We start from the raw sequence: 22165 nt of genomic DNA on the forward strand, positions 1-22165 counted from the left end.
TTGATGAGTCAGGCGAAAACATTCAAGTTGGCCTGTCGAGTAAAAATTGCATCGAGAAGGAGTAAAAGAGTCATGGGTATCAAAACAGCTGTTCTTAACGGGGTTGCAAGTATAGAACTGGCACGGCCGAAAAAGAAGAATGCGTTGGATGCACAAATGTATCTGCAGATGACGGAAGTACTCAAGACTGCCGGAGATGATCCGCAGATTCGAGCTGTGCTGATTCATGGGCAACCCGAGGTATTTACTGCAGGCGCTGACCTGGAGGATTTTGTTGCCGGTAAAGTTCTGGAGGACGGCTCGCCGCTGCGTGTGTTCATGCACACACTGTGCCATTTTGAAAAGCCGGTGGTCGCAGCAGTGAACGGGCCTGCAATTGGTGTCGGAACCACCATGCTGGTGCACTGTGATCTGGTGTATGCGGGGGATACCGCGCATTTTGCATTGCCGTTTGTTTCTTTAGGGGTGGTGCCGGAGTTTGGCTCCAGCTATTTGCTGCCGCGCTTAGCTGGTAGGGCCAGAGCTTCTGAGAAACTGCTGCTGGCGCAACCCTTCAATGCGCAGGAGGCGTTGGAGATGGGGCTGATCAACGCAATTCTGCCGGCAAATGAAGTGGTGAACCATGCGCGCCGTATGGCTGAGCGCTTTAACAAGCTGGCGCCTGCTGCTGTGCGTGCGACCAAGCGCCTGTTGCAGGTGAGCTGGCGGCAGGAAGTGGATGTGGCCATTGAAGCAGAAGCCGATGCCTTTAATGCATGCGTGGGAAGCGCAGAGGTCAAAGAAGCATTAAGTGCTTTTTTTGAAAAACGCTGGCCGGATTTCTCCAAGTTTTAAGAGACATCCGTCAAGGTGTTGCCGGGCGTTTTACCGGAAACGTATTTTGTTGGGATGACACAAGCATGTTGTGTGATAGCTTGTATTACCTGAGCATGGCCGTGCGAAAAGAAAGTGCATTTCCCTGAGGTAACCTGGGCTGGCGAATAGGGGAGTTGTGAAAAGCAGACAATCTATAAAAGGAAATAAAACAACCCCCTCTATAATCCAGTTCCATTAAGTTATCAGAGGAGTTTCACGTGATATCTGTAGGCGTAGCGATTGGTATTCTTGCGGTCATTGCGATTATCTTGGGTGTGGTCTGGTTTATTTTGCTGCGTCAAACAAAACAGAAATTCGCCGGGTTTGTCGTGTTTGGTGTGATCGCGGCAGTTTGTTATTTATTCCTGCTTAACCATGTGTATGTGCTGGATGAGTCGGTGGAAGGGCGCTATTATGAACGCATTGCCTTGTTTTCATCCGAATTCACTTTTAAAAATGGTGAGTCTGCGACTGTGGTGCCGCAGTGGGGGTTTGGTAAACGCGCCATCATTTTGAATGATACGGAACAGCGCCGCACTTTTGAAATTGTGGTGTACAGTACGTCCGGGGGACGCTATGACCCGCAAAAAACACGCTTGCAGCCTTATTCCATGAATACAGTGAATTATTCTGTGGACTATATTTATAAAAATCCGCCAAGCAGCATTCGCGTTAAGGGCAACAGAGCCGAGCGTGGCTGGATTCACTGACGATTTCAGGTCACGAAGTGTCTGATGTCAAAAAGGCTTATTCAAATGAATAAGCCTTTTTTCATAAACAGCTTCGCCTTGTGCTCAGATCAGCAGGTGTTCGCCGGCATTGTCTCCGCCCAGAATCACATAATTGACTTTGCGGATGTCGCTGAGTTGTTTGCCGCCTGAATAGCTGATAGAGCTTTGCACGTCTTCCTGCATTTCCTGAAGCGTGTCGGCCAGCTTGCCTTTGATAGGTTCGAGAATGCGTTTGCCTTCCACATGCTTGCGCTCGCCCTTGTTAAAGTCTGAGGCGCTGCCAAAGTATTCTTTATAAAGGCGGCCATCGATCTCTACGGTTTTGCCGGGTGAGTCTTCATGTCCGGCAAACAGCGAGCCGATCATGATCATGGAAGCGCCGAACCGTATGCTTTTGGCAATGTCGCCATTTTCACGGATGCCGCCATCGGCAATGATGGGTTTGGTGGCCACACGCGCACACCATTTGAGCGCTGAAAGTTGCCAGCCGCCGGTGCCAAAGCCGGTTTTCATGCGGGTGATGCAGACTTTACCGGGGCCGATGCCGACTTTGGTTGCATCTGCTCCCCAGTTTTCCAGGTCAATGACAGCTTCCGGCGTGCCAACATTGCCAGCAATGATAAAAGTCTGCGGCAGTATTTTTTTGATGAACGCAATCATGCGCTGTACCGAGTCTGCATGTCCGTGGGCAATATCAATGGTGATGTAGTCAACGGGAATGTTTTCTGCGGCCAGACGCTCGACTACTTTGCAGTCGTGCGGTTTAACGCCCAGGCTGATGGATACAAACAGGCCTTTTTTGTGCATGCGTTTGGCAAAGGCGACGCTGTCCAGGTCAAACCGGTGCATCACATAAAAATATCCATTGGAAGCCAGGTATTCGCAAATACGCTCGTCCACCACGGTTTTCATGTTGGCGGGTACCACAGGCAGTTTGAATGTGCGGCCTCCAAAAACGACGGATGTGTCACATTGGGAACGGCTATCCACGCGGCATTTGCGCGGTAATAGAAGGATATTCTCGTAATCAAAGATTTCCATGAATTGGGCTCCAGTCCGAAAAGGCATGCCATATAGTTTGTCAGAGTAAATACTGCAAAACTACAGCAGGCTATACTGTCAAAATCGAAAATGAGCACTTGACCTGAAAGTTCGGTCTGCTGTTTCTGGAATGCGCATCTGGATGGTTATTTCAATGCACCTAAATCCGGAAACAAAAAACCGGACGCCAGTATTTGGGCCCGGTAGTTGATTGTACCTGCAATCCATGACACAGGCACAACCATTGGTGATGCACCCCTGCAGGAGTCAGTGTTTACCCTTATGCTTGCAAGAATGATAAAACAAGCCTTGAAAATGACCTGGCGCGACTGGCGTTCAGGAGAATTGCGTTTGCTGATGGTGGCTGTTTTTCTGGCCGTGGCGGCGCTGTGCGCGGTCGGTTTTTTTGCTGACCGCCTGAATGCCTCTTTGGTGCGCGATGCGCAGCAACTGATTGGCGGCGATGTGGTGATTGTCAGCGACCAACCGTTGCCCGCTGTATTTATGCAGCAGGCGCAGGGGCTGGAAACGACACAGATCGCATCTTTTCCCAGCATGGCAAGGGCGCCGGATGAACTGGGCGGCAGTACGCGGCTGGTGACGGTCAAGGCTGTCGATGGTGCTTATCCGCTGCGCGGTGAACTGCAGGTGCAAAGTCATCTGGAAGCCCCGCTGAAAGCGGTCACGCACGGGCCCGAGCCGGGCGAGGTCTGGATCAGCCCTGAACTGCTGGTTTCGCTGGGGTTACAACCAGGGGATACGTTGATGCTGGGGGATGCGGAATTGCCGGTGACTGCGTTGCTGGTGATTGAGCCGGACCGGGGGACGGGCGGCTTCATGAGTTTTTCTCCCCGCGTATTGATGAATGCGGCTGATTTGCCGGCCACCGGGCTGGTGCAGCCGGCCAGCCGTATCAATTACCGTTTTGCGCTGGCGTCTGATGACGTTGCCAGGGTCAAGGCCTATGAGCAATGGGCGGCAGACTATATTCAGCGTGCCGGTCATGTGGAGGATTCTGCCGTACCCTTGCGGGGTGTTCGCATGGAGCAGTTGGATACGGGGCAGCCGACGATGCAGAAAACGCTGGAGCGGGCTCAGAAATTTCTGAATCTGGTGGCTTTGCTCGCAGCACTTTTAAGCGCTGTAGCGGTCGCCATTGCTGCACGTGATTTTGCCCGCAGGCATCTGGATGATTGCGCGCTGCTGCGTGTGCTGGGGCAGCCACAACGGGCGATTGCCTGGGGCTATCTCGTTGAATTTGGCTTGGCCGGTATCATTGCTTCTGTTTTAGGTGTGGCTGCCGGTTTCGCGCTGCATTATGTGTTCATTGCGTTGCTGGCGCAGTTGCTGGGGCAAAGCCTGCCGCAGGCCAGTATGCTGCCTGTGTTTTTGGGGCTGGGGGTCGGGCTGACCTTGTTGGTGGCTTTTGGTTTACCGCCTGTATTGCAGTTGGCCCGTGTGCCACCGCTCAGGGTATTGCGCCGTGATATGGGCGAAATGCAGCCAGCGGCACTGGCCGTTTTGCTGGCCGGTGCGGTGGGCTTCATGATTTTACTGCTGGTGGTCAGTGGCGATGCTGCCTTGGGCATGATTACCGTGGGCGGTTTTGCGCTGGCCGTGGCGATATTTGCCTTGCTGGCGTATGGCATTGTATTACTGCTGCGCCCGTTACGAGATGCCGCAGCAGCACCATCGTGGCTGCGGTTGGCGGTGCGTTCGCTGACAGCACGCCCCATGGTGCTGGTCACGCAGGTGAGTGCGTTGGCGATTGGTTTATTGGCACTGATTTTGCTGGTGTTACTGCGTACCGATCTGATCAGCAGTTGGCAGCAGGCCACACCGCCGGATGCGCCGAACCGTTTTGTGATCAACATCATGCCTGATCAGGCGCAGGCGTTTCAGCAGCGGTTGCAGGAGGCGGGCGTCAAAGATTATGACTGGTACCCCATGATCCGGGGGCGGCTGGTGGCTGTCAATGACGAGCCGGTGAATCTGGATCATTATGCCGATGACCGGGCCAGACGGCTGGTGGATAGGGAGTTTAACCTGAGCTACGCATCACAACTGCCAGTGCATAACCAGGTTGTGGCAGGGCAATGGGTGGCAGATGAAGCGGATGGCGCATCGGTGGAGTCGGGGCTGATGGATACCCTGGGGCTCAAGCTGGGAGATACATTGCGTTTTGATGTGGCGGGCGTGCTGCTGGAGCGTCGTATTACCAGTGTGCGCCAGTTGGACTGGTCATCCATGCATGTGAACTTTTTTGTGATGTATCCTCAGGCACAGATGCCGCAGTACCCCGAGACCTATATCACGGCTTTCAGGGCACCGGATGATCTGCGTTTTGACGATCAGTTGTCACGGGATTTTCCCAACATCACCAATGTCAATATTTCAGCCATGCTGATGCAAATTCAGCAGGTGCTGGGTCAGGTGATTCGTGCGGTGGAGTTTTTGTTTGCTTTTTCGCTGCTGGCCGGTTTGATTGTGTTGTTTGCAGCGATTGCAGCCACACGCGAGCAGCGGGCGCATGATTTTGCCATCATGCGTGCATTGGGTGCCAGTAACAGGCTGCTGCAAAAGGTACAAAATGCCGAGCTCATGGGCACGGGTGCCATTGCCGGGCTGGTGGCTTCCCTGGTTGCGATGGTGATTGCCGGCGCACTTGCCCGGTATGCGTTTGATTTTGTCTGGACACCTCCATGGTGGGCGCCTGCCGGCGGATTGCTGGCCGGTATTGTGCTGGCATGGCTGGCCGGGTGGCTGAGTTTGCGTTCGGTGCTCAAGCGACCGGTTATTCAGACGTTGAGGACTGTTTTGGATTAAGCCGATCACGCAATGTTTTCGGGCGTGTTTAACGCCCTATGAAAGGGATCTGCCTGCCAGGTGTGCAGATGGATGCACGCGGCAGGTGCAGCGCCTGGCGGGAACCCGCAGGCAGAGAAGACCATGAGCGCCCAGTTGTGTTACGCCTTGCTCATGTAAATACACTACACTGCACTTGGTATGCCTTGCTGGTTATCTCCTGCTTATCTTTTGGCAGCACTTTAGGGCGTATGACATACCCTTTGGCTGAAAATCGGCGTTGTCTTTGCGATAATGGGCAGCTTAAGCAGATGTATGCCGTAGGTGCATGGTATCAAAATGGCATAAAAATGGCATATTTTGTCTCGGAGGGGTCATGAAATATATTCATTTGGCAGCGCTGGTGCTTGGGGTGGCTTTTGTCAGTTCTGCGGGTGCGCAGCCGTCGTGTCCGCCCGGTTCTTCTGCGCCTTATTGTGACCGCCAGCTGGAACCCGGTGATGGGCTGGACCATACGCTGGAATTACCGCCCTTGCTGGGAAATGATCTGCAGGCGCCGGTTCCGCCAGTGCGCCAAAGTGAGCAGCCCGCGCCGTATCGTACGGCTGTTCCTCAGGGAACACCAACCTGGGGTGCCGTGGCCAAAGATTACAGTGTGCCGGGTGTGATGGGCATGGGGGTGAGCAACAACAGGTTGTTTCAGGAGGATGCGGCCGCGGCCGCGCTGATTGCTTGTGAGCACAATGGCGGGCGTGAATGTATGGTTGAAACGACATATTCCAACCGCTGTCTGGCGATTGCGCTCAATGAAAAAGAGGTATATCAACTGCATGTGGATGTTACGCCTGATCTGGCCGGGCGTGGCGCCATACAGGCCTGTGCGGAGCGTGGCGCTTCGGCATGCAAGGTAATCTACATCGGGTGCAGCTATCCTGTACCATGATGACAGTATTGAACAAAAGAATACAGAAAGAAAGGCACGTGGGCAGGCATGGTTCAGATTGAGGAAAAACCGGCATATGATTCTTTGTTTGAATGGATCGGCGGAGAGGAAAGGATACAGGAACTGGTAGACCGGTTTTACGACCTGATGGATCTGGATTCGGTTTACACAGAACTGCGCGCCGCCCATGGCCCTACGCTGGAGCGTGCCCGGCAACACCTGTTCTGGTTTTTGTGCGGCTGGATGGGAGGCCCTGAGTATTTTGTGGAGCGTTTTGGACACCCCCGTTTGCGTGCGCGGCACCTGCCGTTTCGCATTGGTATCCCGGAACGTGATCAATGGGTTGCGTGTATGGATCAGGCGATGGGTGAAATTGGAGTTGACCCGCAACTGCAACAGCGTATGAAGCGCAGTTTTGCCCAGGTTGCCGATATGATGCGCAATGTGTGACCGCAACATGATTATTTGTGGGCTGGAAAACAGCGGCACCGTGTTTCGGGCCGTTGCGTTTGCTGTTTGCCGCAGGTAAGGGAAACGATGCAAGAGCCTGCTTTGTTTATATTTGGTGCTGTTTGCGTATTTGGCCTGATTGCGCTGGGCCTTTATTACATGCGCCTGGAGGCCAGGCTGAAAACGCTGGGCATTCGTGTGCAAGCCAGGGTGGTGGAGCGTGAGCAGTGGAACACAGGGCGAAAAGGGCGCATGATGCTGAAAGTGGCGTATGACTACCAGGGCCAGGTGTTCTCTGCCTATTGCCAGCCATTCAAAGGCTACCTGCAATATCAGCCGGGTGATGAAATGGAGGCAGCTTTTTTCCCCGATCACCCGGACATGGTTTATAAATGGGATGATGTCAGCCGCCGTGCCACTATCTGGCTGTCATGGCTGGCGGCTTTGGTGACGCTGGGGCTGCAGTTTTTTCTGACGCGCTGACTCCGGCTTTTCAGGTTTCAGGCACCGTAAAGGCGTTTGTGCATGTTTTCAATCTGCCCGCTTTCCAAACGCCGCTCTACCAGCCTGCGCCATGAGGGCGGCAAAGGCAGTTGGCTGAAAGCCTGCAATTCCGCCGTATTGATGGTTGTGGCAAATATCAATGTATTAACCCGTGTCAAAGGCCAGTCAGGCAGTGGGCGTTGCGTCAGACAGATGGCGTCTCCGGCATGGATGTCACCCGCCTTTAAAACGCGGTAATACCAGCCGTTTTTTCCGGTCTGCTGTACCCGCAGTGACATGTCTGCGGTGTCAAAGCGCAGGTTGAGTTTCCAGCAGGGCTGGCGCGACTGGCTGACTTCGAGCAAAGCGGTGCCGATCTGCAACTGATCGCCCAGGCAGATATCTGCCTCTGTCATGCCGGTGCTGGCGATGTTTTCGCCAAATGCGCCGGGAGCCTGTAAAACAGGCAGTTCACCAAGCTGCTCGCGCCAGTAGGCGTAGTGTTCTGAGGGGTACTGGTGTATGGCTTTATCAACACCGCCATGTACGCGCTGATCGGCCTGCTGGTCACCATTCAATCCGAGCGGGCCGGCATGAACAGGGCCGTGAATGGGCTGTTTGGCAATGGCGCTGAATGTTTCGGGCAGATGAAAAGGCTGTACGCTGCCGCACAGCAGGTGTGTGATATGGCCTAATGTTTGTGGCATTGCGCTCGGTGCTAAGAGGTGGTCAGCATATCGATATGTTCCATGCCGTCCTCGTCATAAGGTTCGCCACGTGCGTCAAATCCATGCTGTTTGTAAAAACCGGTCAGGCGGGACTGTGCCTGAATGCGTATCGGCTGCCCCGGGTAGAGTTGCCGCGCCTGCTTCAGGCCGGCTTCAACGAGCTGGTGCCCGAGTTTTTTACCGCGCTGGTCTGGCGCGACGATGATGCGGCCTATGGAAGGCTCGGGATATTTTGATTTGGGGGCGAGCAGACGCAGGCAGGCGGCCAGATGGCCTTCCGGTGTAAAACCGAGCAGATGCTGTGCAAGCTGATCGTTATCGTCCAGGTCAGCATAAATGCATTGCTGTTCAATGATAAATACCTGCTGGCGCAGATGCAGGTAGTCGTACAGTGCGCTGACGGGCAGCTCTTCAAATGTGTACCAGTGCCATTTCATTTCATCCATGGAAAGCAAGTATAGCGAGGTTATGGTGCTGCTGCATTGAGGTTGTTTTTAATTTATCCACAGCCTGTTTCAACCGCAGCGGTGTTGTTGAATAAGTCACAGGCTTTGTGGGTAAGTTTGTTGGGAATGCTTGAATAATGTTGCGGAAGGGTCTGTTTGATAAGGTTTCCAATAGAATGCTTAATAAATAGGCATTAACCTGTTGGCGATGCCAAGATCAAGCATTTAAAAAATACATTCTTGAATGTATGTAATGGGCGCCAGATTTATGCACAGGTGTGGATAAGATGCTTCTGGATAACATTTGCATTTGCAATGGCCTCGCATAAAAAGGTGATCGTGACGGTGAAACTGGCATGTGAAAAGTTAATCTGCATCAAACAGAGCGTGGTTATTGGCAAAACACTTTGTCAAGGCAGTGGTGAATTGGTCTACAATGGCAACTGCTCCGGGGCGCACCGTATGCATGGTGCTGAGATCGTCTGAGTTGGTCAGGCAGTCCCGCTGAACTTGATCCGGTTAATACCGGCGGAAGGAGAGCTGATTGAGCACATCTGATTTTTCCCGGCATTGTTTTGTCCAGTCTATGTTGATAGACCGGCAGTGCATTGCTGTGTCACATATCAGGCGCGCTTGTCCGGAGCATTCGTTCAATGGACAAGGAGAGCCGCCATGTTTGACACAGATTCCTCTAACCCCACCCCACCAGCATCTTCACAGGCCGCACCGGATTCGATGCAGCAGGTGTGCAAGCCGTTGCCTGCGTCGCAGAAGGTATACCAGAGCGGGCAGATTCATCCACAGTTGAAGGTGCCGATGCGGCAGGTGGAACTGACCAATGGTGAGCAGATTGCGCTGTACGATACATCAGGCCCTTATACCGACCCGGATGTGGCGATTGATGTGTTCAAGGGGCTGCCGGTTCAGGCGCGCAGTGCATGGGTAGATGCGCGTGCAGATACACAGGCGTATAGCGGGCGTGATGCCGCGGCGCTGGATGATGGTTTTAAAAATGAAGAGCGTCAGCAACCGTCGTTGATGGCCTTAAGGCAGCAGGCTCAGGCCCTGCAGCGCCAGCCCAGGTGCGCAACGCAAAAAGGCCAGGCTGTGACGCAGATGGCCTATGCCAGACGCGGCATCATTACACCGGAAATGGAGTATGTGGCGATTCGGGAAAATGGCAGGCGCGAGTGGATGCGTGAATACCTGGCCGATGCGCAGCGCGAGCAGCGTCTGGCGGGCAACTCATTGGGGGCAGCTATTCCGGCGGTGATCACGCCTGAGTTTGTGCGCGATGAAGTGGCGCGCGGGCGGGCCATCATTCCGGCCAATATCAACCACCCTGAACTGGAGCCGATGATCATCGGGCGTAATTTTCTGGTGAAGATCAATGCCAATATCGGCAATTCGGCGGTGACCTCGAGCATTGAGGAAGAGGTGGAAAAGCTGGTGTGGGCGATTCGCTGGGGGGCGGACACGGTAATGGACTTGTCTACCGGCAAAAATATCCATACCACGCGCGACTGGATCATTCGCAATTCGCCGGTGCCGATTGGTACGGTGCCGATTTATCAGGCGCTGGAAAAAGTGGGCGGCATTGCCGAAGACCTGACGTGGGAGATTTTCCGCGATACGCTGATTGAGCAGGCCGAGCAGGGCGTGGATTATTTCACGGTGCATGCCGGGGTGCGGCTGCCGTTTATTCCGCTTACCGCCAAACGGCGCACCGGCATTGTTTCGCGCGGCGGCTCCATTCTGGCGAAGTGGTGCATGGTGCATCACCGTGAAAACTTCATTTATACGCACTTTGAAGAAATCTGCGAAATCATGAAAGCGTATGACGTGAGTTTTTCGCTGGGTGATGGCTTGCGTCCTGGCTCGCTGTCAGACGCCAATGATGAAGCGCAGATGGCTGAACTGAAAACATTGGGTGAGTTGACGCAGGTGGCATGGCAGCACGATGTGCAGACGATCATTGAAGGCCCCGGGCATGTGCCTATGCACATGATCAAAGCGAATATGGATGAGCAATTGAGGCTGTGCCATGAAGCGCCTTTTTACACACTGGGCCCGTTGACGGTGGATATTTCACCCGGCTATGACCATATTGCAAGTGCCATTGGTGCGGCGATGATCGGTTGGTATGGCACTGCGATGCTGTGCTATGTGACGCCCAAGGAGCATTTGGGGTTGCCAGACCGGGAGGATGTGAAGCAGGGTATTGTGGCCTACAAAATTGCAGCCCATGCGGCAGACGTAGCCAAAGGGCACCCGGGGGCACGGGCGCGTGATGATGCACTGTCGCAGGCGCGGTTTGAATTCCGCTGGACTGATCAGTTCAATCTGGGGCTGGACCCGGAAACGGCACGTGAGATGCACGATGAAACCTTGCCGAAGGATTCGGCCAAGGTGGCGCATTTCTGCTCGATGTGTGGTCCTAAATTCTGCTCGATGAAGATCACGCAGGATGTGCGCGAATATGCTGCGCAGGTGGGAGTGAGCGAGGATGCCGCATTGCAGCAGGGCATGGCGCAGAAGGCGCAGGAGTTTCAGCGCGCTGGCGGTGAGATCTATCTGGTGCAGGAATAAATGCCACCCACGAGGTGCAGCCTGCAAGGTGTGATCTGTAAATCAACGCATGAACCAGAGCGCGTGAAGCGTGCTCTGGTATGAAAAATGAATTAATCTGGTTTTGAAATTATGGTGAATACAAAAAAAGTGGCTGTTGCCGGTGCTGGTCTGGTGGGGCGTTTGTTGGCGTTTCAACTGGTACAGCGCGGTTATGAAGTGCATGTTTACGATCCGGTGCCTGGGCCGCAAGACCCGTCGGTATATGAGCGCGAGCAGGTGGCATCGCCACCCCATGCGGCGGCATGGACGGCAGCGGGCATGCTCAGTCCGGTGTCGGAGCTGGAAAGTGGCGATGCAGGCGTGTATCAACTGGGCATGCGGTCGCTGGCGTTGTGGCCGCAGATTGTGGCGTCTTTGTCGTTGCCGGTGGTGCATGCGCAGCAGGGCTCGTTGATGCTGGCGCACCAGGGGGATGAAGGTTCGGCGCAGCGCATGACCGATCTGCTGGTATACAAGCTCCGGCAGGCCGGGCAGGCACAAAACGCCGAAGCATTGCAGCAGCGTATTAAGCGCATATCGATGGAAGAGCTTGCACAACTGGAGCCCTCGCTCAGTGGTGTGCAGCAGGCGTGGATGCTGCCGGGTGAAGGGCAAATTCATACCCGGCAGGCGATGGTGGCGCTGGCCGATGCGGCTGAAAAACAAGGCGTGCGCTGGCACTGGGGAGAGAGTGTTACCCGTATGGAAGCAGGTGCCCTGCACACAGAAAACGGGCAGCGTATAGAAGCGGACTGGGTATTTGATGCGCGCGGGCTGGAAGCCCGGCCCGAACTGCCGGTGCGCGGTGTGCGTGGCGAGGTGTTGTGGCTGCATGCACCGGGCGTGGTGCTGAACCGGCCTTTGCGCCTGTTGCACCCACGTTACCGTGTTTACATTGTGCCCAGGCCGGGAGAAGTGGTGTTTATTGGTGCCAGCGAAATTGAAAGCGAAGACCGTGGCCCGATGTCGGTGCGCAGTGCGGTTGAACTGATGGCTGCGGCTCACAGCATTCTGCCGGAGCTGGCAGAAGCGCGGATTGTGCATATGGAAACCAATTTAAGGCCGGCGCTGCCTGATAACCTGCCGCTGATCCGGACTGAAGATGGCATCAGCCGCATTAACGGGTTGTTCCGGCATGGCTGGCTGATGGCGCCAGCGATGGTGCAGGATGCGCTGCAAGCGTTTCAGGCGTTTGAAAGCCATTGATGCAACAGGAGAAAACAGGTATGGGAACAACGATCACGATCATGCTCAATGGTGAGCCGCAGCAGTTGCCTGCCATGACGCTCGCGGCATTTGTTTCTCTGATCGGGGAGCCAGCATCGCTCGCTACCGCCGTCAACGGAGAGTTTGTCGCGCGCGATGTACGTGCTGCGTATCAGCTGAAAGAGGGTGATGAGGTGATGACATTTCAGCCAATTACCGGTGGCTGATAGAACCCTTTAGGAAGGAATGATGATGAAATTTCGAATTGCAGATGTTGAACTGGAAAGCCGTTTTTTTCTGGGGACGGCCGGATACCCGTCGCCCGAAGTGTTGCGCCAGGCGATTACCGCTGCCGGTGTGCAGGTGGTGACGGTAGGGTTGAAGCGCCAGCTTGCGCATGGTGCGGGAGCGAATGGTTTTTATGACATCATTCGCGCTTCGGGTGCGCGTTTGCTGCCCAATACAGCAGGGTGCCGCAGTGCGCGTGAAGCGGTGACGCTGGCGCAGATGGCGCGTGAACTGTTTGATACCAACTGGATTAAGCTGGAGGTGGTGGGGGATGATTACACGCTGCAGCCTGATCCGTTTGAACTGGTCAAAGCGGCGCAAGAACTGGTGAATGCCGGGTTTGAGGTATTTCCATACTGTACCGATGACCTGGTGACCTGCCAGCGTTTGTTGGATGTGGGCTGCCGTATTTTGATGCCATGGGGTGCACCCATCGGTTCCGGGCAGGGGCTGGTGAATCCGTTTGCATTGCGTACACTCAGAGCCAGGTTGCCGGATGTGCCGCTGATTGTGGATGCCGGCATCGGCTCTCCGGCAGATGCGGTGCAGGCCATGCAACTGGGGTTTGACGCGGTGTTGCTGAATTCGGCAGTGGCGCAGGCCAGTGACCCGGTACAGATGGCAAGGGCGTTTAAACTGGCGGTTGAGGCAGGGCGCATTGCGTATCAGGCCGGCATCATTGCCAGGCAGGATATGGCGGTGGCAACCACCCCTGTCACCGGGCAACCCTTTACGCTGTAGTATATTTCTGTAACATATCGGCCTGTATATAAAATTGACCATGCAAAACTCCGAACAAGCAACCATGAGCAGCATTAAAAATTCATCAACAGCATTTCCTTCAGCCGCCCGCCCGGTGGTGTGGTCAATTGCAGGCTCCGACAGTGGCGGTGGCGCCGGTATTCAGGCTGATCTGCGTGCATTTAATCTGTTTGGCGTGCATGGGTGTACCGCGATTGCTGCGGTAACCGCGCAGAACTCTGTGGCGGTTGAACGCATTGAGGCGGTTTCTCCGCAAATGCTGGATGCGCAACTGAGTGCGCTGGCCAAAGATCTGCCGCCGGTAGCCATCAAGACCGGAATGCTGGCCAGTGCGGAAAATGTGGCAGTGGTTGCCAAGTGGGTAGACAGGCTGCGCGCCGATCATCCTGAGCGCCATATTGCACTGGTTGTGGACCCGATCCGCCGTGCCAGTACCGGGGCCGAGCTTGCCGGGGAAACCCTGCGTGAAGCCATGCTGCGTGAGTTGTTGCCGCGTGCGACGGTGGTTAAACCCAACCAGGCCGAGGCTTTGTGGCTGGTGACGGGAGAAGATGCAGGCAGCGCAGTATCCGCTGGCGTCAGTGTGCCGGAACTGGCGCAAGCCATTCGTGCTTTGGGCGCGCAGTCTGTGGTGGTGACCGGGGGCGATGTTGGGGGTGGGGTGGACGACCCGCTGACCCCGTGGGCCGATGACTGGATGGATACGCCGCAGGCTTGCGGATGGCTGGGGTTGCCGCGCGTGGTCAGCACCACCACCCATGGTACCGGGTGCACGTTTACGGCGAGCGTTACCGCAGCTATGGCGCTGGGGTTTTGTGCTGCCGATGCGATTATTCTGGCCAAAATGGCAACCACCAGCGCGGTAGCACATGGTTACCCGGCAGGCGGCGGAGCGGGCACGGTGTGTATTGCGCCAGACTTTACGTGGCAAAGCGACCTGATTCCATTTCTGCGCTCGTCGCAGGGGCAGGTTGTGCAGCCATTTCCTGCGCTGAGCGATAACTGGATGGGGCTTTACCCTGTGGTTGAAAGCGCGGAGTGGGTTGAACGGGTGGTTCAAGCGGGTGCTAAAACGGTACAGTTGCGTATCAAGTCGGACGACAAACGGCTGGAAAATGCAGGTTTTCTGGCCCAGGAAGTTAAGCGCAGTGTGGCTTGCACGCAGCAGGCAGGGGTTCAGTTTTTTGTCAATGACCATTGGAAGCTGGCCATTGAGCATGGTGCTTATGGTGTGCATCTGGGGCAGGAAGACCTGGAAACGGCTGATCTGGATGCCATTCGCGCAGCAGGTTTGCGGCTGGGGGTGTCTACCCACAGCATCTGGCAGGTATGCCGGGCGCGGGCGGTAGCGCCCAGTTACATTGCCTGCGGGCCGATTCATGCCACTTCAACCAAGGAAATGCCCTGGATTCCGCAAGGTGAGGGTAATCTGGCGTACTGGTGTAAGGTGCTGCGCGAGCCGGTAGTGGCAATTGCCGGGCTGAATGAAGCCCGCAGCCGGGAGGCGGTACGTTGCGGTGCGAAGGGTATTGCGGTGGTCAGCGCGGTTACCCAGGCCGCTAGTCCAGAGCAGGCTATTGCAGACCTGCAACAAGCCATATCCACAGGGAAAGAGCTGCCATCTTATCCTGTGCCTTGGCTGCCTCATAGTACCTTGCCCATGGACTGATCATTTTTAACGTTTATTTTCAATTGGTTAGGAAAATAATCCCAATATATGGGACGAATTGTTTTGCCTGATTTGGTGTGAATATGTTCACGAATAGGGAGCCAATCCGATAAACGGTAGATTTTCCCCGATGAGCGGCGAAACGCATACTTGAAGCCGTATGGTTGCGTCGATATGCTAAAGGCATAAAGAAAGCATAACCATGCCGTATATTTAAGGAAAATGATGAAACACGTTCATTGGGTGCATGATGAGGGAAGGCAACGCGGTTTTACTCTGATCGAGTTGATGGCCGTGCTTGCAATTGTTGCGATTATTGCGCTGTGGGGAGTGCCTTCCTATTTTGATTTTGTCAAAAAGCGCCAGACCAATTCAGCAGCAGTACAAATGGCTGCGAGCCTGCAACTGGCCAGGTCAGAGGCAATGACTGTGGGGCGGGAAGTCGCGGTTTGCGGAGCCAATGCTGCCGGATCAGCCTGCTCGACAAGCGGCAACGCTTTTGGTGATCGGTGGCTGGTCTATATACCACTTGGGGCAGAGGGGATCAGAGTCATTCAGGTTTATGAGAGTTCTGGCGTATCGGTGACATCTAGCTGCGGCGCTATCAAAGTGAGTGCCATGGGACGCTACCCTTCTTGCACTGTCAAAATCTTGCCCACCTCGAATGAAGCGAACCTGGGGAAAACCATCACGGTAACTCCAACCGGGTTGGCGGTGGCGGACGGTGCATCATAACCGGCTTAACTTAATATTTGCATATAGGCAGCAGAAAATGATGAACTTAAAAAGAAACAAAGCAAAGGGATTTTCTCTGTTGGAGGTTCTTGTGGCGATTGTGCTGATCACACTGGGCTTTTTATCAATGCTTGCATTGCAGGCCAGTTCCATGCAATACAGTTCAATGGCTTACTATCGGGGCATTGCTTCGCAGGTTGGCAATGGGCTGGCAGCAAGCATTCGGGCCAATCCGGATGGACTCTCTAGCTACAACTACACATATTCCGCTGGAGCTGCAGTGGGCACCCCTGGTTGCCAGAATTCATATAGCTGTGGTACTGCTCAGATTGCCGCATCTGATATCGCCTGGGCGCGGCAGAGTGCCCGTGCGCAGTTGCCGGAAGGTGATTTGCAGGTTAAAAGCGGTTCAGATTTTGTGGACGTGATCCTGGTGTGGCAAGAGCCTGCCAGCAAAGGTACTGTGGACTTGGGGTCGTGTGCTGGAACCGGGATAAGTGGGATAACTGCTAATACACAATGCCTGAGCATGAGGGTGAAAATATGAGATACATACAATTAAAACCTTCTGCTTTTTCTGTGGCGACATTGCGCAAGCAAAAAGGGATGACGATCATTGAAATCATGGTTGCCATGGTGATCATGCTGGTTGTTCTGGCTGCTATTTTGTTAAATGTATCCAGCTCAACCAAGAGCGGACGCTTGCAGCAAAGTCTTTCCCAGATGATGGAAGACGGGCAAATTGCACTGAACACCATTGCCAGAGGGGTGCGTAACGCGGGCTATGAAGAGTTTACCGAAGTGCCGGACCCCCTGAAAGATAGGCCACGCCTCAGAAATAGCGTTACTTTACTGGATAGTCCCTATCTGCTGGGGTGCCAGGGGGCAAATGTCTCAACCACAGCTTCTCCCAGCGTAGCTGACTGGGGGGCATCGTGTACTGGGGCTGGTAACAGTGATTCAATCGCACTGCGTTACCAGGGCGGGCAATTGCAACAAATACCGATTGGCTCCGTGTCTGCGACCGATCTGGATCCCCGGGACTGTTCCGGAGAAAAAGTGACAGGTTCTGCCAATGAGTTGACAAGGGCTGATGGTTCAACAATCACGATTGTTGATAACCGTTTTTATATCAGTGGCAACACCCTGATGTGCTGGGGCAATGGTAAGAACGCTCCAACTGAACTTGTTTCCAATATTGAGCAGATGAGGCTCTGGTATGGTGTTGCAGAGCGGGTGAAAGACAGCGGCGGTTTTGTCACCACAGCTAAAGTCACTTCTGGCTATATGACGGCATCTCAGGTGGTCAACAGTTTTCCTAATGAGACCGTTTCAGGTACAGAAGGGTATGACCGCTGGAACCGTGTCACGTCTGTTCGGGTATGCGTGCTGGTCCGCAGCCGGGAACCCGTTTCATCGGCTCCCAGCTTTACTTTCACTGATTGCGATGGTGTCGCCCAGCCAGACCCAGGGGATGGTTTCTTGCGCAGAGCAATGTTCACAACGGTGGAAATTCCCAACGTAGGTGCCGGGTTCTAACGACTTTAAACAGAGAGTTCTAAAATGAAAAAGACAATCCGTACCCATCAGCAAAAAGGCGTTATTCTGGTTATCGCTTTGGTTTTGATGGTTGTGATGGCCGTTACTGCTGTAGCAGCTATCCGTCTGTCAGGCGTAGATGAACTGGTCAATAACAATACCCGTGCCAGAGCCATGGCCACACAGGCTGCCGAGTCAGCCATGAATTTTTGCAAGGCGGGTGTTTTTGCCGGGACCTTAAGTGCAGCAAGTGCACCAGCAGGTGTAACGAATCTGAATACGTATACAGGAACCCGGTGGCAGACGATGAGCTATTGGGGAGGCGGGAACTCTGGCTACCATCAATTGGATCTGGCTGATCTGGGTGGCAGCATGACCGGTTATACAAATGCGGATACCCGGCCTGACTGCCTTATTGAAGATATCACTGCCTACGTGGAGTTCAATTCAACCTCCGAAGTTTCTGGCCGCCGTTCGGTTGCCTACAGAATTACAACACGTGGATATAGCCCCAATTTCACCCAGGATAACAATGGCCTTTCCAAAACAGGGGCCCAGGTCTGGATGCAGATTGTGGTTGGGCGTGTTGTCAGTTAAGCATGGGGTGGTGGGCTGAAATTTAGGCTTTTATCTCTTCCAGATAATCCGTTTTTAAGGAAAACAAAATGAAACAGGTAATTCAACAAAGAGCGAGAGGATTCACGCTGATTGAGTTGATGATAGTTGTGGCGGTTGTGGGAATTCTGGCTGCTTTTGCATATCCCTCTTTTGTGGAGTTTCTCAAGAGAGGCTACCGTACAGATGCACGTGCCGTGTTGATGGAGGCTGCTCATACCTTGCAGCGTTCCTACAGCGTTAAAAATACCTATGCAGGCGTTGCATTACCTGCCAACTTAACAAGATCACCGGAAAATGGTACACAACGCTATACCATCAGTATTACAAGCCAGACGGCGACAGACTTTCAGGTTCAGGCCGTGCCCAATTTTGCTGATGATTGCGGTACTTTAACCCTGACGGCTGCGGGCGTACGCGGTGCCGCAGGGGATGTTGACAAGTGCTGGAAATAGCCGCTATATAACAGGCATACACATCATATAAAAAATAAATTCAATTCATTTTCATTGTGAAATGGAAGGTTTAGGGCATGAAAAATTCTAATCGTATTCTTTCATCTGCACAGATGAGGATAAAGGCTGGGAAAGCCGCATTGGCACTGCTTGTCAGTGCGCAAATGATCACAATGCCTGTTGCATCATACGCGCAAGCGGTGGTTGCAACTGAGCCGGCGCAAGCGCCTTTGATTGTTTCGCGGACCATGGCTTCCCCCAATATCATGTTGTCTTTTGATACATCGACATCCATGGTGGCACTGTCTATGCCTGATGGGCTCAGCAGTGCTTATGCCACGAGTCAAACCCAGGGCTCTTTTCACCCGGATGATTACAGCACGACTTATGCCAGTTACCGGGGTTATGTTCCGGTTACAACTTATGTCTATGTGGGTGGTGATGGTCTGGACGACAATGGCGTCCCCAATAACATTGCCAATATGAGAATGCGTTCGCCGCAGATCAACAAAATCTATTACAACCCGACCATTGCATATAAGCCGTGGGCCAGGGCGGATGGTTCCTTAATGGCCACCCCTTCGCCAGAAGCGGCACCGATTCTGGCAGGCACTGCTGGTAGTCCGACGGTGAATTTACGCGGGAAGAATATTGAGTATAAATTTGGGGCCAGAAATGTGACCGGAGGCATTCCTTTTGCGCGCTATTATTGCCGAGGATCGACGGACACAACTTATAACGATGTGTGTAATAGCACCTATGGCACCGGAACGTTTAAATTTACGCCGGCGGTTTATTATATCTACACACCTGCAGAGAATAATCCGGATTATGTTTCTTCAAATACAACCGCAGAGAGAACACTGAGTAATTACAGGGTCGTTATTCTTGAAGATATTCCTGCATCGGGTATTACACAGGCATCAACCCGGACTGATTGCGCAAGAGAGAATGCCGATGGAACCCGGCAGTGTACCAAGGAGGAAGAGTTTCAGAACTTTACCAACTGGTATGTATTTTATCGTGGTCGGGTGCGCACAGCCATTGGGGCAATGACGCACGTATTCGCCAAAGACTATGATATGAAGTACCGTTTGGGCTGGGGGACTTTTACCAGTTATGTCGCCCAGCAGGTGCGCCTGTATGAGGGTACGCATCGGACAGCACTGTATACATGGTTGTATGGCCTGGAGCAGGGGATGAATACCAATACCCCAACGTTGCAGGCGCTGAACGCTATCGGGACATATTATACGGATAGATCCGATGGTGGCCCCTGGAGTGCAGAGCCTGGCAATGTGAATAACAAAACAGAACATCTGGCATGCCGGAAGAGTTTTACCATTCTGATGACTGACGGGGGCTGGAACGGAGCCAGAATCTATCCTACTTATGGCGTCAATGTGAATGGCCCAACGCACAGCAAGCCAGATGGCACCACATATGCCTATACGCCGGAGTATCCTTATCAGAACCCGAATGTTACCGGTATGCTGGCCGATGTGGCCCACTATTATTGGGTTACAGACTTGCGGCCAGATCTTGAGAACATGGTGCCTACCTCAGGTCCGAGCAGTGTATCGCGCACCGGGGACCCTGCTTTCTGGCAGCACATGGTGACGCACACAGTAGGGTATGGTACCAGTGGATCGCTGAAAGATTCTGATTGGGATGCACTGGTCGCCGGCACCACCAAATGGGGAGCTGCCGTCGCAAACGATAACTGGCATGCCGGGGTGACCGGACGCGGCTCATATTCGTCTGCTAATAATGTGGACAATCTGATTACCAGTCTTGGAACGGTGATGGAAAGTATTTCTGTGACCAATCAGCCAGCACCTCATGTGGTTTTGGCGAGTGGCTACCTGACAGCAGGCAATCAGGTTTATGGCTCAACTTATGTCACCGGGCAGTGGACCGGGGAGTTTTCTGCCTATGCGCTGGGAAACAACGGTAGCGTGGGGGCTGAAGTATGGAAAGCATCGAATGGTATTCCTGCTTATGCAGACCGCAATATCTGGATAGGCACCGGCTCTGCCAATAAGGTGGTTGAATTCAAATGGGGGGCGTTATCGCCGTCCATGCAGACAGCTTTGAGCAACGAAAACCTTGTGAATTACTTGCGTGGCGATAGCAGCAAGGCAACAGGCGGGGCAGCGATTTACCGTGAACGCAGTAGCGTGCTGGGTGATATTGTGAACTCCAATCCGCTTGTGGTAAAAGATGCGACCAGTTTGGGATATGGATCATTCTCTCACACGTCAGGCGGCAGTGTGTATTCAGAGTACCACAGTAACAAAGCGAACCGGGCCGGTATGGTGTTTATTGGTGCCAATGACGGCATGCTGCATGCCTTTGCGACCGACGGGGTGGATGCGGGCAAGGAAGTGTTTGCCTTCATTCCGAATGCGCTCTTATCCAAACTGCCAAATTTGGCTTCGTTATACTATGAGAAGAACCATCAGTACTATGTGGATGGTTATCTGACGCTGACAGACGCCAACCTGAATAAGTGTAATGCGGTATCGTGCTGGCGTAATATTCTGCTGGGGTCAGCCGGGGCTGGTGGCAAAACCATATTTGCACTGGATGTGACTGATCCGAATGCTTATGCCAAAACAAGCACGAACACTCCCAGTACAGGGAGTATCAGGAATACGGTATTGTGGGAGCTGACGCCAGATACCGCAGGCAGTGAGATGGGGTATGTGATGCAGTCGATTCAGGCCGGGTATACCAAAACCGGTGACTGGGTAGCCGTTTTTGGCAATGGACCCTACAGTGATTCAGGCCAGGCCTACCTGTATGTGGTGAACCTGAAGAACGGTGACATCATTCAGAAAATCGCTACAGATTCCACTATCGGTAATGGCTTGATGGGAGTAACGTTGGTTAAAGACTCCAGCCAGATCATTATCGGCGCATATGCAGGAGACCTGAAAGGGCGGATATGGTATTTTGACCTTTCCAGCCAGATCAGTGCCAGCAACTGGGGTTCGCGCAAGGTATTTACCACACAGAACAACCGGCCGATCACACAGGCACCGGCACTGTATCCGCATCCCAATGGTGGCAGAATGGTGCTGTTTGGTACCGGGAAGTTCTATGACACCGCCGACACGGGAGACACCGGGACAGATGCCATCTATGGTGTTTGGGACCGCTCCCATCTCACACCCAAACCCGCAGCAGTGACTTATAGCGATTTGCTGCACAGGACATGGACACAGTCAGGCCAGTATTTTACGGTGACGGATGCGACGATCAACTGGTCAACGCAGAGGGGCTGGGATTTGCCGCTGACGATGGAAAACGGGCAGCGCAGCTTGTATACACCGCAGTTGATCGGGACCGATGTGGTATTTGATACTACATTGACAACAATGAATACCGATACCGGCAGTCTGGCGGAAAGCTGTGATGTTGGGGGGGTAAAAGGAATCACGATCGTTGCCAATCTGTTTAGCGGTGGTTTGCCATCACTGAAGTGGGATACCAATGGAGACGGGGTGATTGATGATCAGGATGGGTATTACATTGGTTACCGCACCAACACGAGCGGTCCATCCTACATCGGATATAACCCAGGACTGGGTAGTTCTGGAAATGATCCGCTTGCTATTGCATGTGAAAACGGATATGTGGGGGCAAGTGTGGGTGGGGTCGCCAGCTGTAAAAGAGCGTTTGACACCAGCACCTGGACCCAGATGTTCTGACACACGGCTGTAACAGGCTTGAGCGAAAAAGGGCTGCCGTTCTGGCAGCCTTTTTCATTTTTGTTTGCAAATGTCTGTTTAGACCAAG

20 protein-coding genes and 1 riboswitch are annotated in these 22165 nt (G+C 53.6%); of the genes, 17 read left to right on the forward strand and 3 right to left on the reverse strand.

Translation table 11 applies throughout. The features are described from left to right. Positions 1 to 72 precede the first annotated feature (72 nt). On the forward strand, positions 73 to 834 hold the full coding sequence (locus tag CUZ56_RS12230) for an enoyl-CoA hydratase (protein WP_126980689.1): 762 nt from the start codon (positions 73 to 75) through the stop codon (positions 832 to 834). Positions 835 to 1073: 239 nt separating this feature from the next. Beyond that, positions 1074 to 1565: a hypothetical protein gene (locus tag CUZ56_RS12235; protein ID WP_126980690.1), complete on the forward strand. Its 492-nt coding sequence runs from the start codon at positions 1074 to 1076 to the stop codon at positions 1563 to 1565. Positions 1566 to 1649: 84 nt separating this feature from the next. Here CUZ56_RS12235 and CUZ56_RS12240 read toward each other — a convergent pair whose 3' ends face one another. Beyond that, the gene (locus tag CUZ56_RS12240) at positions 1650 to 2627 is read right to left on the reverse strand and encodes a GMP reductase (RefSeq protein ID WP_126980691.1); all 978 of its coding nucleotides are present in this window, start codon (positions 2625 to 2627) and stop codon (positions 1650 to 1652) included. 315 nt (positions 2628 to 2942) lie between these two features. On the opposite strand from CUZ56_RS12240, the gene CUZ56_RS12245 reads away from it, so the two are divergent. The 4 genes from CUZ56_RS12245 (at position 2943) to CUZ56_RS12260 (ending at position 7308) form a co-directional block, all read left to right on the forward strand. After that, a complete protein-coding gene (locus CUZ56_RS12245; protein ID WP_239442485.1) occupies positions 2943 to 5453 on the forward strand; it encodes an ABC transporter permease in 2511 nt (836 codons plus the stop codon). A 355-nt stretch (positions 5454 to 5808) separates the two neighbouring features. Beyond that, on the forward strand, positions 5809 to 6375 hold the full coding sequence (locus tag CUZ56_RS12250; RefSeq protein WP_162615344.1) for a DUF4189 domain-containing protein: 567 nt from the start codon (positions 5809 to 5811) through the stop codon (positions 6373 to 6375). Between the two features lie 48 nt (positions 6376 to 6423). Then, complete coding sequence (locus CUZ56_RS12255) at positions 6424 to 6825, forward strand: group II truncated hemoglobin (RefSeq protein WP_126980694.1); 402 nt, start codon at positions 6424 to 6426, stop codon at positions 6823 to 6825. Between the two features lie 87 nt (positions 6826 to 6912). Then, positions 6913 to 7308, forward strand: a complete 396-nt coding sequence (locus CUZ56_RS12260) for a DUF3592 domain-containing protein (RefSeq protein WP_126980695.1) — start codon at positions 6913 to 6915, stop codon at positions 7306 to 7308. Between the two features lie 17 nt (positions 7309 to 7325). On the opposite strand, the gene CUZ56_RS12265 is transcribed toward CUZ56_RS12260, so the two are convergent. Together CUZ56_RS12265 and CUZ56_RS12270 are read right to left on the reverse strand one after the other, a co-directional pair. Beyond that, positions 7326 to 8015, reverse strand: coding sequence for an MOSC domain-containing protein (locus CUZ56_RS12265; protein WP_126980696.1), 690 nt, complete (start codon positions 8013 to 8015; stop codon positions 7326 to 7328). Between the two features lie 11 nt (positions 8016 to 8026). Further along, entirely contained in the window at positions 8027 to 8482 is a 456-nt protein-coding gene (locus tag CUZ56_RS12270; protein ID WP_126980697.1) for a GNAT family N-acetyltransferase, read from the reverse strand. A gap of 439 nt (positions 8483 to 8921) precedes the next feature. Continuing rightward, positions 8922 to 9036, forward strand: a riboswitch (TPP riboswitch). Between the two features lie 181 nt (positions 9037 to 9217). Here CUZ56_RS12270 and thiC point away from each other — a divergent pair. The 11 genes from thiC to CUZ56_RS12325 all read left to right on the forward strand — a co-directional run bounded on the left by thiC (position 9218) and on the right by CUZ56_RS12325 (position 22077). Then, entirely contained in the window at positions 9218 to 11071 is a 1854-nt protein-coding gene (gene thiC / locus CUZ56_RS12275; RefSeq protein ID WP_204250898.1) for a phosphomethylpyrimidine synthase ThiC, read from the forward strand. 111 nt (positions 11072 to 11182) lie between these two features. After that, a complete protein-coding gene (locus CUZ56_RS12280; protein ID WP_126980699.1) occupies positions 11183 to 12298 on the forward strand; it encodes an FAD-dependent oxidoreductase in 1116 nt (371 codons plus the stop codon). A 20-nt stretch (positions 12299 to 12318) separates the two neighbouring features. Further along, the gene (gene thiS, locus CUZ56_RS12285; RefSeq protein WP_204250895.1) at positions 12319 to 12525 is read left to right on the forward strand and encodes a sulfur carrier protein ThiS; all 207 of its coding nucleotides are present in this window, start codon (positions 12319 to 12321) and stop codon (positions 12523 to 12525) included. A 25-nt stretch (positions 12526 to 12550) separates the two neighbouring features. Then, entirely contained in the window at positions 12551 to 13327 is a 777-nt protein-coding gene (locus CUZ56_RS12290; RefSeq protein ID WP_404948043.1) for a thiazole synthase, read from the forward strand. Positions 13328 to 13391: 64 nt separating this feature from the next. Further along, on the forward strand, positions 13392 to 15017 hold the full coding sequence (thiD, locus tag CUZ56_RS12295; protein ID WP_162615345.1) for a bifunctional hydroxymethylpyrimidine kinase/phosphomethylpyrimidine kinase: 1626 nt from the start codon (positions 13392 to 13394) through the stop codon (positions 15015 to 15017). Between the two features lie 222 nt (positions 15018 to 15239). Beyond that, positions 15240 to 15752, forward strand: a complete 513-nt coding sequence (locus tag CUZ56_RS12300; protein ID WP_126980738.1) for a GspH/FimT family pseudopilin — start codon at positions 15240 to 15242, stop codon at positions 15750 to 15752. A gap of 40 nt (positions 15753 to 15792) precedes the next feature. Next, a complete protein-coding gene (pilV, locus tag CUZ56_RS12305) occupies positions 15793 to 16299 on the forward strand; it encodes a type IV pilus modification protein PilV (protein ID WP_275427145.1) in 507 nt (168 codons plus the stop codon). After that, entirely contained in the window at positions 16296 to 17291 is a 996-nt protein-coding gene (locus CUZ56_RS12310; protein WP_162615346.1) for a PilW family protein, read from the forward strand. The genes pilV and CUZ56_RS12310 overlap by 4 nt, the downstream gene beginning before the upstream one ends. Positions 17292 to 17315: 24 nt before the next feature. Further along, the gene (locus CUZ56_RS12315) at positions 17316 to 17888 is read left to right on the forward strand and encodes a pilus assembly PilX family protein (protein ID WP_126980704.1); all 573 of its coding nucleotides are present in this window, start codon (positions 17316 to 17318) and stop codon (positions 17886 to 17888) included. A 68-nt stretch (positions 17889 to 17956) separates the two neighbouring features. Beyond that, the gene (locus tag CUZ56_RS12320; RefSeq protein ID WP_126980705.1) at positions 17957 to 18361 is read left to right on the forward strand and encodes a type IV pilin protein; all 405 of its coding nucleotides are present in this window, start codon (positions 17957 to 17959) and stop codon (positions 18359 to 18361) included. A gap of 77 nt (positions 18362 to 18438) precedes the next feature. Beyond that, positions 18439 to 22077 (forward strand): pilus assembly protein, encoded by a 3639-nt coding sequence (locus tag CUZ56_RS12325; RefSeq protein WP_126980706.1) that lies wholly within the window; start codon positions 18439 to 18441, stop codon positions 22075 to 22077. Positions 22078 to 22165: the final 88 nt, after the last annotated feature.

Origin of the sequence: Saezia sanguinis, assembly GCF_003991585.1 — a bacterium.
Taxonomy (GTDB): Bacteria; Pseudomonadota; Gammaproteobacteria; order Burkholderiales; family Burkholderiaceae_C; genus Saezia; species Saezia sanguinis.